We start from the raw sequence: 16,618 nt of genomic DNA on the forward strand, positions 1-16,618 counted from the left end.
AATGGGTGGGTTACAGTGGCAGCCTGGCAGATGAAGCCGGCAGGCCGGTTACTGGTTGCCGCCAATGTTGTCGACCGGTTGATTTCTCTAGTGCTCATCATCTGCGGTCACTGCACCTTTCTCTTGAACGGAACGCCAAAATTGGAAGCCCTCGAAAAACAATCCACACTCAGGCAGTTCGTTTCGTCTCCCCTCTATCTAGGCGCAGCAATCGCCATGTTCCTGTCTGGCATCGGGATGTCGGCCGCAGCCCCGCAAATTGTTTTGTTCCTCCTGAGAGAACTTAATGCGCCGATTGCCGCTGCAGGCCTCTTCTACTTGACCAACTTGGCAGCACCTATTGCCGGTTATGCGATCGGAAGCTTCTCCGATCGAACAGGTGACCGGCTTGGGCTTTTTCGCATATGCGCCCTTTTAGGTTCCATCGGCTGGGCCGGGATCGCGCTCTCGATCAGCAGTTGGATGCCCTTTGTGATCAATGCTGCCGTGCTGGCATTTTCAGGAGCAGCCGCCTCGCAGCTTTTTGCTGCGATTCATGACGACATCCAAGCCAGGGAGACGGTGGCGAGTGACGACATTGTTTCCATCGTGCGTATGGCGCTCACTGCCGGCTGGGTTGTCGGTCCCGTGGTGGGGACGTGGATAACCGCGCAGTTCGGAATTCGCGCCATGCTATGGTTTACCGCCTTGTGCTTTCTCCTTCAAATTGCCCCTTTAGGCACACTCGCCACCCCGTCGCTGGAAAAAGGGTTTGGAACAACGGCAAGGCCACTTCGCCAGCGAAATCTAAAGGAGATGCTCCCTCTCCTGGGTTTCACTGGTCTCTTCGTCCTCGTCTACGCGGGAGAGTCGATCAAATATGGCTTCCTTCTGTTGTATATGGACGAGGGCCTTGGTCTTGATGCTGCTACACGCGGGGCTGTCATCGGAATTCAGCCTCTTGTAGAGCTGTTGATTATGCCATTTGCCGTCCTCCTCGCACGTAAAATAGGTATGCTTTGGCTAATGTGTGGCGCTGCGATCCTTGGAGTTCTCGCCAACATCTGTTTTGCGGCTTGGAGCAGCGCTATGGGTATGTTCGCCGGGCAAATCCTCATGGGCGGCGTGTGGGGCGTATTTGCTGCATTGGGAATTATTGCCGCGCAACGATTGCTTCCAACGGCTGTGGCAACGGCGTCAGCCATCTTCATGAGTTCTACCGCGCTCAGCAGCGCGCTTGGCGGAGCCGCAGGCGGATTGGGTGTTGCCCAGTTTGGTCTTCCACATGTGTTTCTCTTGCCCGCGGTCTTTTCCGCTGTGGCCGTTATAGGGCTGGCGTGCATGGCGAGGTCTATGAAGCTCCCATAGCTCTGGGCAAGCGTCATTCAAAGAAAAGGTGAGAATGTCATTGTTGGATCGGCGAGAAGGTTGAGGACATGACAGGAAAAGTTATAGCGCTGCAGCTGTATTCGGTTCGGTCACTAGGCCCGCTCGAAGAGCAGTTGGCTGCGACTGCTGGGGCGGGTTTCAAGGCCGTCGAACTCTTGGAAGAGCATTTGGCTGAGCCCCGGGTGCTAAAAGCCATGCTGGACGCACACCATCTGTTGGCGCCGTCCGCCCATGTGAGTTATCCGGCATTGCGGAATGGTCTCGTGCGGTTGATTGACGTATGTGAACGGTGCCAGATCAAACATTTATTTGTCCCAGGCGTTGCGTTTGATGCGTCAAGGAGTAGCGCCCGTGGCTGGCGCTTTATGGGATCTGAATTGGCTCATTTAGCTGAGAGATTGCACGGTGCCGGGATCGGACTTGGCTATCACAATATGCGCCAAGACTTTTTGCCCCTCGCGGATGGGCGCATTGGCTTCGAGATCTTGATGGCGGCCGCCCGAGGAAGCCCATTGAAGTGGCAGGCGGATATTGCCTGGATGAACCGAGCGGGAATCAACCCGGCAGATTGGTTGAAAAGATATCGGGGCATCCTCGTATCGGCTCACATCAAGGACGCGGCGCCCATTGGAACTCACGAGGACGAAGACGGATGGTCTGATGTTGGTGGTGGAACCATGCTATGGCCGTCGCTATGGAAGACAGCAACCGAGTGTGGCGCCTGGTTGCTCGTTGTTGAGCACGACAATCCGCGCCAACCACTGGAATTTGCCAAACGAAGCCTGAGCTACCTTAATCGATTCAACACTTGAGAGCTACACGCTCATGCTGGGCATGGAGGACTTACATTATGGTCTTGGAATATCGGATTGATCACTTTTCGCTACTAGTCAAAGACCTGGCGCGAAGCATCGTATTCTATACTGACGTTTTTGGTTTTGAGGTCATTGATGAAACCAGCAATGAGAAGATCCGCTGGCTCAAGATCGGCGGCAACGACACAATCCACTTGAGCGAAGGCGATACATCGACCACTTCCCTCAAGAAGGACACCCACTTTGCCTTGCGCGTGAAGGACCTCGACGTATTTCTCACGGACATGCAAAACCGGGAGATCGCGTATTATGATTGGCCAGGGAATATCAACACGGTCGGCGAACGGTTCGACGGGTTTCGACAAGTCTATATTCAAGATCCCGACGGATACTGGATTGAGGTCAATAATCACGCTCGTTGATGCCTCCTCGCCGCTGTGCTGTTTTCGGTAGATGTCGCGAGCCCGTGCATAATAGACGCCGTGCCTGAACTCTTTCACCTGTCGACTACTTTGGTTGACGACCGCTTTTTGCTTGCGGCCAACAGCCGCTGTCGCAAGAACTCCAATGAGCAGTCTGAACCTTCGTGCGATTTCTGACTTGATCGGCGGCGCTAAGCCGGGACATCTCAAGGCCCCAGTGAAGTGGCTCGTCTTCGAACGCGTTTTCAGCAAACTCGGCACCCCCAAAGACCGAAGCAGTTTGCGCGACAATTTAATGTGAGTTGGCGATGCGGTTGGTCACGCAAGTCAAGCCCATTCGCCCGCAGAGAAACTGGAACCTTAAGCGACGCACAGTGAAGCACTTGGCACGACTGCGTGACCATTGAGGCGTAGGCTTGCGAAATTGTGGTAGCGCCGCGCCAGATGTAAAAGAGAGGATGAAAGCCTTAACCGCGATGGCCGCCGTACTTCACCAGATCAGGTTCTTGCGGCAATAGGCCATCGCTACTCCTCCCTAGGCTTTCAGCGGGCTTTCCCAAAGCCCACTTTGCTGCCGTTGAGGTCGCCTCAACGGCAGCAGTTTCTCCCTCCGCCGCAGAAAACCAGCTGGCGCAGCAGCCGATCTTTTTCGATGCGTTTTACTGCATGTTTTACTTGATTTTCTGCATGAATGCGCCCATATAGGCATAAACACGCACCTGGAGCGCATTTATGGGACCGTCGTCTGTCGTTTTCGATATTGGGGGCGTTCTGATTGACTGGAACCCCCGCTACCTCTATCGCAAACTCCTGCCTGACGAGGAGAGCGTGGAAACTTTCCTTCGCGATGTCTGCAGCAACGAGTGGAACCAGCAGTTTGACGCCGGCCACGTCTTCTCCAAGGGAATAGAAACACTGGCCGCGAAGCATCCCGAAAAGGCTGAGCTCATCTCCGCGTTTTGGGGACGGTGGCAAGAAATGCTCGGTGGCGAGGTTCCCGGTACTGCCGATATCTTGCGGCGCCTGAAGCGTGAACAAATACCGGTCCACGCTATTTCAAATTGGTCGGCTGAGACGTTTCCGATCGCGACCACACTCTACCCCTTCCTTGACCTCTTCGATGTGCTTGTCGTCTCGGGCCGGGAAAGGATAATCAAGCCAGGACAGGAGATCTTCCAACTTTTCCTGGAGAGGTCCGGCCTTGCTGCAAAGGAATGCATCTTTATCGATGACAGCGCAGCAAACATCGCAGCCGCCGACAAGCTCGGCTTCCATACCGTCCGCTTCTCAACGGCCGAGGATCTTGAGAGGCGACTTGTCGCGCTCGGTCTGCTGTCGCAAACCGGTTCGCGCTCATGAAGAAGAGACCCGAGACCGTGCCTGCGTCCTCTCCCGAAGAACGCCAGGCCATTCTGCTCGAGAGGATCAATCAGCAGGGCCGTGTGCTCGCGACAGCAATTGCCCGCGAACTCTGCGTTTCCGAAGATTCGATCCGGCGCGACTTGAAGGAACTCGTCGATGCGGGGTTGGTGCAGCGCTTCCACGGCGGCGCGATGCGTCTTTCCGCACCCGTCCTCGATTTCAGGCGGCGAGAAGTTTTGGATGGACCCGACAAATCAGCCATTGGGCGCGCGGCGGCTGCCAGCATTCCTGACGACGTCACAATTTTTGTCGATTCCAGCACGACCGTTCTCCATTTCTTGCGCAATCTGCCGCCGTCGTTGCAGGTAAGGATCCTGACGACGTCGGTCGACATCGCCGCCGCCGCACTCGACCATCCGATCGCCGACGTTACAATCCTCGGGGGCGGCAAACTCAACCGCCTGACGCGGAGCGCCACCGGAGCGCTCGCAGTCGAGGCCGTCCGGAGCGTTCGCGCAGATATCTGCGTTCTCGGGACCTGCGGGGTCGACGAGAAACTGACACTGAGGGCCGACGACATCGAGGATGCCTTTTTGAAGGCTGCGATGATCAAGGCGGCTGGGAGGACGCTTCTCCTAGCCTCACACGAAAAGCTCGGCCTCAATGCCACATACGAAGTCGCGCCAATCTCGACGATATCAACGCTTTATACCACAGCGACGAATGAGCCGATGATCTCGAGGATAAGAGAGGCTGGCGTCGAGGTTGTCGAGGTCGGCTCGAAATCGGACAATTTTAAGGGAGGAAAATAACTGATGAGCTTTACAATCAATCAGGATGCCCATGCTGTTCTCCTGCCAGCATTCGCCGGCCTCGACTTCGACGATGTGATGGCGCCATTTCTTGAAAATGGCGGGTGGTCCATACTGATCGGAGAAACGCGGGCGGAGTATGTCGCCCGATCGATGTCCGAGGATCGGCTGCGATCCGAGACGCCTGAGAATTTCGCGGCAAGCCTTGAGAAGCTGGAAAGGCTGCGGCCTGGGCTGATTGTGGCGGTCGATCAGGAGTTGGCTGGAATCGAGCGGCTCAAGGGTATCGCACCGGGGTTGCCGCGTCTCGGCGACGCGCTGGCGATGGACAGAGAGCAGCTCGAAAGTCGCTGCTTCGAGACGGCTGTCGCCGCCCGAGCGCTCGGTGTTACACTCTTTCTCGCGCCGGTGGCAGATGTCGTGACCGGCACGAACCCGTGGCTGGAAAACCGGACCATGGGCACGAACGCGATTGCGGTCGCGCGTTTGGTAGAGGCCTTTGTGGCCGGTGTCCAACGCGCGGGCATTGCTTCAGCGACTAAGCATTTTCCAGGCTTTAACGATCTTGCAGGAGATCCCGCTGTAGAGGACGTTGTTCTTGAAACGCCGCTTGACGAAATCTTGGGTAACGCGGCACCGTTTCGAGCCGCGATCGGCGCCGGCTCAAGGGCCGTGATGGTCGGACCGGCGGTTGTTCGCGCGATCGATTTAAAAGAGCCCGCCTGCACGTCTCCTGCGGTCATCTCGTTGCTACGAGAAGAATTCGGTTTCAAAGGTCTGATCGTCAGCGACGACCTCGACGCTCCCGCAACCATGCGCGGTCGCTCACTTGGGGAAACAGCAATCGCGTCATTGGCCGCAGGCGCCGATCTTCTGCTCGTTGCAGGCAGCGCCGATCTTGCTAGTCTCTCTTCAGCGATAGTCGATGCTGTCAAACGCGGCACCCTCCCAGGGACGCGTCTGGCGGAAGCTGCGCATCGGGTCCGCGGGATGGGAGCGGCATGACCGCATCTCGCGACAAATCCTCTCCCACCGCCGGCGATCACCGTTCGTCCGCCGTCGTGCCCTCACCATCGAAGAACTGCGGTTTATTGCCATGAAGGTCGCGCTTTCCCTGTCGCGTCGAGAGATGATCGCCATGCGATTGGCCGATGGGCAAAACGTTGTCGCCGCATCACTGGCGGTCGAATTTGATGTGTCTGAAGACGCAATCCGGCGCGATCTTCGCCTGCTGGCGGCAGAAGGCCAATGCAGACGGGTCTATGGCGGCGCACTTCCGATAAAGGAACCCGCTCAACCCCTCTCGATGCGGCTGGAACAGGACGTGGACGAGAAGCATAGAATTGCTCGCGCCGCAGCTCGGACGATTGAGGAAGGCGAACTCGTATTCCTGGATAGTGGCAGCACCAACGTCGCGCTGGTCGACTATCTTCCCACCGATCGACAGATCGCAGTGGCGACAAATTCGATCGACGTGGCTTTTGCCGTGAAGGTAAAGGCGGCGCATCCTCTGATCTTGGTGGGCGGACTGGTCGATTATGCGATAGGCGGCAGCGTCGATGCCGCGGCGGCCTCTTTTCTCGAAAACACCATCGTGGATCGGAGTTTTGTCGGAGGCTGCTCCGTCTCGGCCGATTATGGAATTCGGGTCCATGACTTTGGTGAAGCCCAGTTTAAAAGGGCCCTAATCAAGAGCAGTCGAACCAGCGTCGTGATGGCCACTTCGGGGAAATTCCGTGAACATGCTCCGTACAGGATCGGCGGCGCCGGAGACATCGATGATTTGGTCATCGACGAGACCCTCGTCTCCAGCGAAGGCGATGCCCTTGAGCGGGCGGGCTATCGGATCATCCGCGCCGACTAACACTCAAACCCGCCGAAGCCTGATAGGCTGCGTCAACGACTTCACCTCGAGAGCCTGTTCGATAAGGCTCGCAGAGAGGCTGCTGTCCTCCTCCAGCAATTCCCGCATGGTCCTGCCGGTGGAGAGTATCTGCCTTGCGAGCTCTGCCGCCTTCTCGTAACCGATGAGCGACGTTAACGCGGTTGCAAGCGCCGTACCTGCTTCAAGACTGTGCCGGCACGTCTCCTCATTGGCGACAATACCGGCGACGCATTTGTCGGCCAATGTGTAAAAGGCGTTCGTCATCAATGATATCGACTGAAGAAGATTGAAGACGATAACAGGCTCGAAGGCATTCAGCTGCAGCTGGCCACCTTCCGCAGCCATGGTGACGACGAGATCAGAGCCGATAACCTGAAAAGCCACCTGGTTGACCATTTCGGGGATGACGGGGTTGACCTTGCCAGGCATGATCGAGGAGCCGGGCTGCATCGGCGGCAGCGTGATTTCCCCAAAGCCGCCGCGAGGCCCGCTCGACAGGAGCCGAAGGTCATTGCAAATTTTCGATATCTTGACGGCGGTTCGTTTCAAGGTACCGGAAAACAGGACGAAAGCACCGGTATCCCAACACGCTTCGACAAAGTCGCTGGCCGGCCTCAGAGGCACACCGGCGATAATTGCCAGCTCAGCGATCGCGGTTGAAGCATAGCGGGGGTCGGCGGTGATCCCCGTGCCGATTGCAGTACCGCCGAGGTTGACCTCGTGAAACAGTCCAACCGCCTCAGTCAGCCGTGACATATCTTCACGCAAGGTCACTGCAAAGGCCATGAATTCTTGGCCGAGCGTCATAGGAACGGCATCTTGAAGTTGGGTCCTGCCGAGCTTCAAGATGCTCCCGAACTCCCCTGCCTTGCGGTCAAACGAGGCCGAAAGGTATTCCAGCGCGTCTAGCAATTTCCGTGTCGAAAGGACGAGGGACAACCGGATCGCGGTTGGATAAACGTCATTGGTCGACTGAGACAAATTGACATCGTTGTTTGGATGAATGACGTCAAATCGCCCGCGCGGCAGACCAAGGTGCTCGAGCGCGCGATTTGCGATCACCTCATTCATATTCATGTTGGTGGATGTGCCGGCGCCGCCCTGGAAGACGTCGAGGACGAACTGATCGGCAAACAACCCTTCGGCAACCTCGTCGCACGCGCGGAGGATCGCGTCCTTTTTGTCTTCCGACAGGTCCCCAAGGATAAAGTTGGCGCTGGCTGCTGCCTTCTTAACATAGGCGAGAGATCGGATAAGGTCGGGGTAGTGGCCGATCGGAATGCCGGAGATCTGAAAATTTGCGATCGCGCGCGCCGTCTGAGCCCCATAATAGGCCGAAGCCGGGACCGGGACATGCCCGAGTGAATCCGCCTCGAAGCGAATGCTCGATGCTTCAGGCACCAGTGCTGCGTCTTCCATCTTCCGTCCTCAATGGCTGTCGATGAAGAATAATTCAGCAATCTGCTCGATCAAATTTCGCTGCGGTAATAAGCGATGAGCAGTATGACGCAAGTAACGCGAAGGATCGCAGGCCTTCCGCGTTGGCATTCAACAGACATTCGACCTGCAAAGATTCGTGCTCACCGTGGCTCTTGGCTGCGGGCCACTGCGCCAATGCATGCCCTTCGCATATTGACGCAATGAGATAATCATTTTGCGCCGATAATCGCACCATCGCGCAATTTATTTGGCGCGCCCGAAATGGCTTGATGTAATCATCTCCATCATTCGGGATCCATGCTCGTGCAGAACCAGACCAGAGACCTCGCATTCGCTGACGATTTCATTTCGGCGAAGCTTGTAGAAAACGTCGTCGATCTAGACGTCGAAGATGCTGTCGTTGTCAACATCAGTCCCTCGCCAATGATCACCGGCGCCGATCATCCCGCAATCGTTCCGGCGTGGAAATCAACATGGTTGAAGGGCGGCAAAATCAAGTCGGCAGAGCGGGCAGCATTGATCAAGGTCCGCAAGGCGACCAATTTGGGCGGTGCTCAGTTTCGAGGATGGGACTGGCTCGGCAACAGAATTCGCAGCTTCCCGCGCGACACGCCGCTCTTCATTTCGGCGCAGGACGAGATCGGAACGGTGACGGTCGACCCCAAGGTGTTCACGAACGAGCACGCAGCGCCAGCGGCGCAACAGCCCTTCACGCTCAAGCTCAACCTGTGGTGGGCGCCAGGTGACACCGACTGCTTCATCCACAACGAGCACTCCTTCCTCGAGGTCCATACGCAGATCCATGGGCTTGGCCGCATGCAGAAATTCCACGAACGCGATCAGGGAACGCTGTACGAAGATGTCGTGATGCCGATCGGCTATTCACACGACCCCTTCTGCCGCGTTGCAGGCGAAAACAAATGGACTTACCCATGGCACCGCTACTACTGTGATACCGATTCCGTGTGGCTTGCCGTCGAGCTTCACCCCTGATCGACGATTGGGACAGGGCGCCAGGGTTAGCCGATCAGGACATCTGAATCATGTCTGAGCCATCGCCCAGATATTGAAGTGCCTCTCGAGGGATCGCCGGATCGTTTTTGTCCATGACGGTGATCCCTTTCAGCTGCTCCCTCTTCAATAAACCGGGTCCCCTGTAATGTAAGGCGACCTTAGTCGAGTAAGGCTGACGAAACACTGTCGCCGCAATTCCACTCGAAATCCCGAACATGAACTTCTTGGAGTTGCGCTTGACCTGCGCATAGACGCCGAAGGTCAGCTCGTTCGACTGAATGCCCTCGAAATCGGCTGTGAATAACCGATCCGCCACTGGAAAGCAGAAACCATAATACTTGAAGACATATTCCATCTTCTTGGGATCATCGAAACTGGGGAAACGCTCGACGTAATAATGCTGCAGGAACTGGTTTGCCCTGTATATGCAGAATGCGGACTTCAACACGAAGCCCTTGTAGATAGAAGAGAATTGGTATCGGTCGTAGACTCCGACGAGATCGCTGTCGGGAACGGAATTTTCGACAAGCATTGCGGAAACGAAACGCGCAAATTCCGGCAGTTGCCTGACCGCCGACATAGCATGAAAGAAGTTGCCATCAACGAGCGTCCGGAACTCCTCGGGGTCGGAAAACAGGATCGGAACGCTCAAACCGAAATAATTCGCAATAATACGCATATTAGCCGCTGCAGGCAGATGGGCACCGGAAAGATATTTGTTGAATTGCTGGCGATTGACCTTGATCTTGCGGCACACGGCCGCCACCGAGCCTTGGCGATCACATAGCGTTCTCAAGTTGGCGGCAAACGACGCCGGATCGTCCATCATATAGTTCATGACCTATCCCAAAGCTCGAAACTGAAGCACTCTGACGCTAATTCTACGCCACTTTGAGAACATCTTCAACCCGTTGCGAAATTGCTCCGATAGGGGATCCAACGCCATAGTGGCCGATGAAACACTAGGGAATCCACCACTTGGCAGGCAACGACAGAGTCGGTTGGGCGATCATGGGCACGGAAACCATCGCGACCGAGCATATGGTTTCCGCGATACGCTCGATTGGCCATCAACCGCTATGGGCGGTCAGCCGCAATGCCCATTACGCAGGCACATTTGCCGCCGATCTTGACATCCCCAATGCGACCGACGACCTCGAACGAGTGTGGGCCGATCGCGATGTGCGTTTCGTCTATGTCAGCGCCACGCGGGAGCGACGCTCGTTTCACATCGCCGCAGCCGCAAAAGCGGGCAAACACATTCTCTGTGATGGCCCGATCAGCAACGAGCGTGAAGAGGCAGCCCGGCTCGTGTCGCTCTGTCATGACCTCAAGGTCACGCTCGCCGTTCATCACATCGCGCGCGCTTCTAGCGTTCATCAAACGATGAAGCGGCTGATCCGCGACGGCGAGATCGGCCAGATTCATTCGATTGTCGTGGCGCGCGGCGGCGCATTTCATCCTTCACCCAATCGCCGTGGTCAACTCGCCAATCTGGAAGGCGACATCTTCTTCGACGCGGCAATCGAGGACGTTGATCTTGTCCGGTTCTTGACCGACGCGGAGCCCCATCGGGCCACCGGGATTTCGAAGCCGATGGGAGGTGGGTCGCAACACCTTGCCTTCGTCCTCGCTATGGATGACGGCTGCATCTTCCAAGCACATGAAAGCTTCCTGACCGCCGAGATCGAAGACACGGTCATGATTGTGGGTTCGAAGGGATCGCTGACCGCCATTGGGACGCTCTACGGTCGCGGATCCGGCACTTTGACGCGCAGGATCGGCGGCAAGAACGAGCTTATTCCGATCCGTGACAAGGACGTGCACGTGGCTGCCATTCAGGATTTTGTCACCGGGCTTCATGGAAGGCCGACCTGGCTTTCGACTGGCGCGGACAGCGTGGCAAACCTTGCCGCCATTAACTCTATCATTGCGTCGACCCAGTCGGGCGACCTTGTCGACATCAAACCGAGGGGCACGGCATGAGCAGAGTTCTCGGCTGCTCCGCAACGTGCACGCACATCCAGCATATCATCAAGGAGAGCAACGGTGAGAAAGCGAGATCAGATCATTCTTCATTCTCTGGTCGCCCGGCATTCGACGTTAGCGATCGATGTCGAAATTGCACGGCAGATAGGCTTCGATGGCTTAGAGGCGTCTGGCGACAAAATCGCGAACTGCCTTGACGCTGGCTTATCGAGAAGCGAGCTCAAATCCCTTGTTGGTGATACATTCATTCCGGGAATCGGCTTTCTCATTGATATTGAGCGCCAGAAGGATGACAAGACCAAACTGTTTGCGGAAGCAAACCGTCTGTTTGAACTCGCGGGCGCCGTGGGCGCTCAGGGTGTCGAAGTCATTACAGGACCGCTGAGTCTAGAGGTCGCGCGTGGGCAACGAACGGCGGCAGATCTCTACAGGGGTTTGGTCGACCTTCCAGAAGATGAGCAGGTCGACCTTACGGCTTCCAATCTGCGGGAGCTGTCGGAGATTGCCGCCGACCACAATCTCATCCTCTATCTCGAAGCGCTGTCATGGACGCCGCTCAATACGCTGGACAAGCAGCTCAGGGTAATCGAGAAAGCGGGCCGCGATAATCTGCGGCTGCTCGTGGATTTCTGGCATTGCTACACGTCCGGTGACACGCCGGAGAGGATTGCCAAGCTCGACAAGGAGCTGCTCTACGGCATTCATGTCTGCGACTCCCTGAAGTTCGATGGCGGCATCCCGGATGAGCCTGTACTCCGGGACGTGCCTACCGGAGAAGGGGTGCTAAATCTTCAGGAGTGGACGGATGCCGTCAGAGCAACCGGCTACCAGGGATGGTGGAGTTGCGAGCTCTTTTGCCGTCGCAATCACCAAGAAAACAGTTTTGCGGTCGCTCGTAGACTTAAAGACCTGATGAGTGACTTACTCGCCCCCTAGAAAATTTACCTTCGACGGCGGACTTCACTGTTTCAAGCTGGGACCGCCAAGCACCACCTTCCGCGATAATCAGGTGTCTCAATGTTGTTTACCAGGCCAGCACCAACAGGCGTGCTCCGGCGCATCGGCTCGTCAAAGCGGGCAAGATGTTGTGCTTTCTTCCTCGCGGCCGGAATAGGCATCGGAGCGTGGGCTTCCAGCCTTCCGCTCGTTTCGACGAGGCTTGCGATCAGCAAGGGAGAACTTGGCTTCCTCCTTCTTGGGTTCGCACTGGGCGCGATTGTTCTGATGGTGACGATCGGACGGTTCATTGATCGATTGCAGAGCGACAAGCTCTCGCTTGCGGGTTGCGTGGCGTTCGGGGCTTGCATCCTTTTGGTTCCATTGGCTCCCGGCGTCCCGACCGCCGCCCTTCTGATCCTTACGGCAGGCGCCGGCTTCGGAACGCTCGACGTCTCGATGAACACCGAAGCCTCGCACCTCGAACGTACATCGAAACGACACCTGATGTCCTCCTTCCATGGGGTCTTCAGTGTCGGGGCGCTCTTGGGCGCACTTCTTGTCGGCCAGTTGGTTTCGATCGGTGGCGGGTTGAACTTATGCCTCGGCATTGCAGGTTCAACCGTCGTCCTCGTAGCCTTCGGCTCACGTCTGATCGCAAGAAAACGGTCATTTGAACATCGCATCAGCAGCACCCAGTCGAACGCGATGAAAAAAATACAACTCAGCCCTGAACAGCTGGTTCTTGTCATCATGTTCGGAGCCATCGCCTTTCTCTCCATGTTGGCCGAAGGCGGGGTGATGGACTGGACTGCAATCTTTCTCGTCACCGAACACGGGGCCTCCGAAAGCGTCGGAGCCTATGGGTTCGCAACCTTCTCCGCGACAATGGCACTCGGACGGTTTGCGGGCGACTGGGCGACGAGGCGCATTGGGCATGTCAATGTCATTCGCATCGGCGGTGTGGTGTGCGCTGTCTCGGTCTCGGTCATCGTCGTGTCGAGCAGCATTAGCGTTACGATGTTTGCCCTTGGTTTATGCGGGATCGGAGTAGCAAACCTGGTTCCAGCCGTTTTTGCGGCCGCCGGTCATCTTGGAGGGGATTCGGCCGGACGGGCGATGTCGATCGCCACGACGATGGGCTATAGCGGCCTGCTTCTAGGACCGGCGCTGCTCGGCTTTGTCGCCCAGCATTCGAGCCTGACAACAAGCTTTACCGTAATCATGGGCGGCTTTGTTCTTGTCGCCATCGTCGGTTTCGCAGTCGCCAAGCGCATGGCGCTTCATGGGCTCACGCTCCGACACGAAACCTGAGCAGCGACACGCCAGGTGGCTTGGACCTTTTGGTGGAACGGACTCCTTCGCGATAAACGAAAGCGGGCGATGTCGTTGCCAACATCGCCCGCTCGATCAAGTTGTCGCTGTCGCTCTAGTGTGTGAGGCGCAGAAAGTCGGCCGCCCGTTCCCCGATCATGATGCAGACGGCATTTGGATTGCCAGAAATCAATGTCGGCATAACTGATGCGTCGGCGACGCGAAGGCCTTCGATCCCCCTGACGCGAAGTTGCGGGTCGACCACAGCCATCTCGTCGACACCCATCCGGCAAGTCCCCGACGGATGCAGTGCTGCGTGCGCGGCTCTCTGACAGAACGCGCGGATGTCATCGCGCGTGCTGACGCTCGGGGCCGGCACATATCGTGACTGGAGATATTTCGAGAGCGCCGGTTTTGACATGATATCCATCGCCACCATTGTACCCTCGGTGATTGCCTCCAGGTCGTACGGATCAGAGAAGTAATTGGGAGCAACGCGGGCATCGGCGTTGAAATCGCCGCTTTGCAAGGTGACTTCGCCTCGCGACCTCGGCCGGATCTGACCGAGGTTGATCGTGCAACCATTGCCGCCCGGTACGGCATCGACACCTTCCTCGATGCCCGCCCCGACCACCATGAAAAACTGGATGTCGGGAACATGCTCGCTCTTATTGCCCCACCAAAACGCACCGCCCTCGATGAGGTTTGATGACGCGGGCCCACCTTTGAAAAGCGCATAGTTCAAACCGGCGGCCGCTTTCCAATGCATCTTCTTGTATTTGTCGTAACTGTAGGGACCACTCAGCTGATAGATCAGTGATATTTCGACGTGGTCCTGCAGGTTCTTACCGACACCCGGAAGATCTGCATGCACGGTGATCCCATGCCGCTTCAACTCGGTGGCCGGTCCGATGCCTGAGAGCATCAGGAGTTTCGGCGTGGCGATCGCGCCCGCCGACACGATTACTTCGCGCTCCGCACGAAGCACATGCTTCTCACCATTGCGGATGTATTCGACACCGACAGCCCTGCCGTTTTCGATGATCAGCCGAGTGACAGTGGTGCGCGTGACGACCTGCAAGTTCGGTCGTCCCTTCGCTGGCTTGATATAGGCGACGGCAGCACTGCTGCGCTTACCGTCCCTTGCGGTAATCTGATAGAGCCCGCACCCCGCCTGACTGCCGGAGTTGAAATCCGGGTTATAGGGGAGACCTGCCTGCTGGCATGCCTGTAGCCAACCGCGCGTCAAGGGATGGATGTGCTCGATGTCGGAGACGCCGAGCGGACCTCCGACGCCGTGCGCATCATTGCAAAAACGGTTATTGTCCTCGGAACGCTTGAAATATGGAAGCACGTCCTCATAGGCCCATCCCGCAGCACCCAGTTGCACCCACTGCTGGTAGTCCGAGGGAACACCGCGAATATAGATCATCGCGTTGACCGAACTACCGCCGCCGAGCACGCGCGCCTGTACCATCGTCTGCTGCTCGTTACGCGCAAGCTCCGGACCGGCCTCCCAGGCGAAACGCTTCAAGAGGCTTCCCTGAGCAGTCTTGTAGTAAGCGCCTGGAATGTGGATGTATGGGCTGGAATCGGTGGGCCCCTCCTCTAGGAGCGCCACGCGAAGATTTTCATCCTCGGACAATCGCGAGGCGATCACACAGCCGGTCGACCCGCCGCCGACGACAATATAGTCGTAGCGATGGTGCTTGCCAGAATGCGGCTTTATACCGTAGCGCGCAGAGCCAAACGGAGGAAGCAACATCACACACCTCGGATCGAAGCACCCGCCTTGATCGCGAGGGCAGCGATGGTCAGGGCCGGGTTAACTGCCGCCGATGTTGGAAGAACTGAGGCATCGGCAATATAAAGATTTTCGACGTCATGCGCACGGCAATTTAGATCGACAACCGAGGTTTTCGGATCATGCCCGAGCCGAGCGGTGCCGCACTGGTGAGACGTTGTTTTTCGACCGAAGGTGTGCGTGAGCACGACCGGGAAGCCTGCTTTTCGCATGACATTCTTTGTTTTCTTGATGAGCGCCTGGTGGGCGCGCATGTTCGACCGGATCCAGTTGACGACGATGCGATCCTCGCGGACCATCACCCGGCTTTCCGGATTGGGAAGATCTTCGCTGGTGAGGAACCACCCATAGGCGTGTCGCGCGATCAGGCGGACCAGCCATGAGGGTGCGGGTACTGGGAAGTTCGCTTTCAAAATATTGCCGGTGATGTGCCCCAGCAGTTGGACGTTTCCGAGCGGCGCCCGGTAGTCGTTATCGGCGTTATAAAAATCGTTGAAGGCAATGGTCTTCTGGTAGACCGAGGCATTGCGGCGATAATCGAGTACCAGCATCGCGGATGTGTTGTGGTTCATGAAATTCCGGCCGACTTGGTCTGAGCTGTTGGCCAAGCCCGTTGGGTGAGCCTTGCTTGCCGACCGGAGCAGAAGTGCTGCAGTCTGAACCGCGCCGGTGGCAACAGCGAATATTCCGGCAGAGATCCGCTGCTCGAACCCGTCTTTGACGAAGACGGCAGCAGTCACGCGGGTGCCGGTCTCGTCCGTTTCCAGGCGGGACACGTTAGCACCGGTCATGAGGGTAACGTTTGGATGACGCAGCGCCTCCGTCAACGGGCCGACCTCGGCATCGATCTTGCCGACACCTGTATTCGGGAACGCATCCCAGCCCGTCTTTGCGCGGTGAAGCCAAGCCTCGATGTCAATCGCCAGCGGCAAGCTCGCCGGATGGACACCTGCCCGCTTCAGCCGGTCGCGGACCGACGCGATCGGCGCCTCGTCGGGAACGGCAGGATGGGCGTAGGCTTCGCTATGGAAAGGCTCCGTCGGATCCTGACCGAGCGCGCCACGGACCTGGAACACCTTTTCAGCCCGCTCATACCACGGCTCCAGCTCTTCGTATGTGCATGGCCACCCGGGAGAACTACCGTCGAGATGTGGACGGGCTTCGAAATCCTCCTTTCGATACCTGTACATCACGGCGCCGAAGAACTTCGAGTTTCCGCCAACGTAATAGTAATTGTTGGCAAGGAAGCTTTCGCCGTCGGTTCCGAGCCACTCCTCGGCTGGCCGATAAAAACCGCGCTGGAAAATCGCGACATCGTCGCGGGCTTCCACGCTGTCTCTGAGGTGCCCGCCGCGCTCCAGTATGATGACCTTGAGACCGCTCTCGGCAAGGCTGTAGGCAAGCGAGCTGCCTCCGATGCCTGACCCTATGATTACCACATCCGCCGTGTGCTGCAT

The 16,618-nt window shown here is 57.2% G+C and carries 16 protein-coding genes; 12 read left to right on the top strand and 4 right to left on the bottom strand.

Annotated features, from left to right (window positions below; genetic code table 11):
- The first annotated feature begins 15 nt into the window (after positions 1-15).
- The 8 genes from RHEC894_RS30005 (at position 16) to RHEC894_RS30035 (ending at position 6,643) form a co-directional block, all read left to right on the top strand.
- The gene (locus tag RHEC894_RS30005) at positions 16-1,347 is read left to right on the top strand and encodes an MFS transporter (protein ID WP_245339597.1); all 1,332 of its coding nucleotides are present in this window, start codon (positions 16-18) and stop codon (positions 1,345-1,347) included.
- Positions 1,348-1,415: 68 nt separating this feature from the next.
- On the top strand, positions 1,416-2,180 hold the full coding sequence (locus RHEC894_RS30010; protein WP_085740304.1) for a sugar phosphate isomerase/epimerase: 765 nt from the start codon (positions 1,416-1,418) through the stop codon (positions 2,178-2,180).
- Between the two features lie 38 nt (positions 2,181-2,218).
- Positions 2,219-2,605: a VOC family protein gene (locus RHEC894_RS30015; RefSeq protein ID WP_010067882.1), complete on the top strand. Its 387-nt coding sequence runs from the start codon at positions 2,219-2,221 to the stop codon at positions 2,603-2,605.
- A 145-nt stretch (positions 2,606-2,750) separates the two neighbouring features.
- On the top strand, positions 2,751-2,906 hold the full coding sequence (locus RHEC894_RS33205) for a hypothetical protein (protein WP_010067881.1): 156 nt from the start codon (positions 2,751-2,753) through the stop codon (positions 2,904-2,906).
- 431 nt (positions 2,907-3,337) lie between these two features.
- Positions 3,338-3,964: an HAD family phosphatase gene (locus RHEC894_RS30020; RefSeq protein WP_085740305.1), complete on the top strand. Its 627-nt coding sequence runs from the start codon at positions 3,338-3,340 to the stop codon at positions 3,962-3,964.
- Complete coding sequence (locus RHEC894_RS30025; RefSeq protein WP_085740306.1) at positions 3,961-4,779, top strand: DeoR/GlpR family DNA-binding transcription regulator; 819 nt, start codon at positions 3,961-3,963, stop codon at positions 4,777-4,779. The genes RHEC894_RS30020 and RHEC894_RS30025 overlap by 4 nt, the downstream gene beginning before the upstream one ends.
- Before the next feature lie 3 nt (positions 4,780-4,782).
- Positions 4,783-5,784 carry a glycoside hydrolase family 3 N-terminal domain-containing protein gene (locus RHEC894_RS30030; RefSeq protein ID WP_085740307.1) on the top strand — a complete coding sequence of 334 codons (1,002 nt, stop codon included), beginning with the start codon at positions 4,783-4,785 and terminating at the stop codon, positions 5,782-5,784.
- Between the two features lie 91 nt (positions 5,785-5,875).
- The gene (locus tag RHEC894_RS30035; RefSeq protein WP_245339599.1) at positions 5,876-6,643 is read left to right on the top strand and encodes a DeoR/GlpR family DNA-binding transcription regulator; all 768 of its coding nucleotides are present in this window, start codon (positions 5,876-5,878) and stop codon (positions 6,641-6,643) included.
- Between the two features lie 3 nt (positions 6,644-6,646).
- Here the strand turns inward: RHEC894_RS30035 and RHEC894_RS30040 are convergent, their stop codons facing one another.
- Positions 6,647-8,083 carry an aspartate ammonia-lyase gene (locus RHEC894_RS30040; RefSeq protein ID WP_085740309.1) on the bottom strand — a complete coding sequence of 479 codons (1,437 nt, stop codon included), beginning with the start codon at positions 8,081-8,083 and terminating at the stop codon, positions 6,647-6,649.
- A gap of 318 nt (positions 8,084-8,401) precedes the next feature.
- Between RHEC894_RS30040 and RHEC894_RS30045 the strand changes: the two genes are divergently transcribed.
- Complete coding sequence (locus RHEC894_RS30045) at positions 8,402-9,097, top strand: hypothetical protein (RefSeq protein WP_085740310.1); 696 nt, start codon at positions 8,402-8,404, stop codon at positions 9,095-9,097.
- Between the two features lie 34 nt (positions 9,098-9,131).
- Here the strand turns inward: RHEC894_RS30045 and RHEC894_RS30050 are convergent, their stop codons facing one another.
- Complete coding sequence (locus tag RHEC894_RS30050) at positions 9,132-9,956, bottom strand: helix-turn-helix transcriptional regulator (RefSeq protein WP_004670035.1); 825 nt, start codon at positions 9,954-9,956, stop codon at positions 9,132-9,134.
- A 140-nt stretch (positions 9,957-10,096) separates the two neighbouring features.
- Between RHEC894_RS30050 and RHEC894_RS30055 the strand changes: the two genes are divergently transcribed.
- The 3 genes from RHEC894_RS30055 to RHEC894_RS30065 all read left to right on the top strand — a co-directional run bounded on the left by RHEC894_RS30055 (position 10,097) and on the right by RHEC894_RS30065 (position 13,357).
- On the top strand, positions 10,097-11,104 hold the full coding sequence (locus RHEC894_RS30055) for a Gfo/Idh/MocA family oxidoreductase (protein ID WP_245339600.1): 1,008 nt from the start codon (positions 10,097-10,099) through the stop codon (positions 11,102-11,104).
- Between the two features lie 63 nt (positions 11,105-11,167).
- Positions 11,168-12,043 (top strand): sugar phosphate isomerase/epimerase family protein, encoded by an 876-nt coding sequence (locus tag RHEC894_RS30060; RefSeq protein WP_085740311.1) that lies wholly within the window; start codon positions 11,168-11,170, stop codon positions 12,041-12,043.
- 81 nt (positions 12,044-12,124) lie between these two features.
- Positions 12,125-13,357, top strand: a complete 1,233-nt coding sequence (locus RHEC894_RS30065) for an MFS transporter (protein ID WP_085740312.1) — start codon at positions 12,125-12,127, stop codon at positions 13,355-13,357.
- Positions 13,358-13,472: 115 nt separating this feature from the next.
- Here the strand turns inward: RHEC894_RS30065 and RHEC894_RS30070 are convergent, their stop codons facing one another.
- Positions 13,473-15,122 (bottom strand): GMC family oxidoreductase N-terminal domain-containing protein, encoded by a 1,650-nt coding sequence (locus tag RHEC894_RS30070; protein ID WP_245339601.1) that lies wholly within the window; start codon positions 15,120-15,122, stop codon positions 13,473-13,475.
- Complete coding sequence (locus RHEC894_RS30075) at positions 15,122-16,618, bottom strand: GMC family oxidoreductase (RefSeq protein ID WP_085740313.1); 1,497 nt, start codon at positions 16,616-16,618, stop codon at positions 15,122-15,124. The genes RHEC894_RS30070 and RHEC894_RS30075 overlap by 1 nt, the downstream gene beginning before the upstream one ends.

The sequence above is a fragment of the Rhizobium sp. CIAT894 genome, from assembly GCF_000172795.2.
Taxonomy (GTDB): domain Bacteria; phylum Pseudomonadota; class Alphaproteobacteria; order Rhizobiales; family Rhizobiaceae; genus Rhizobium.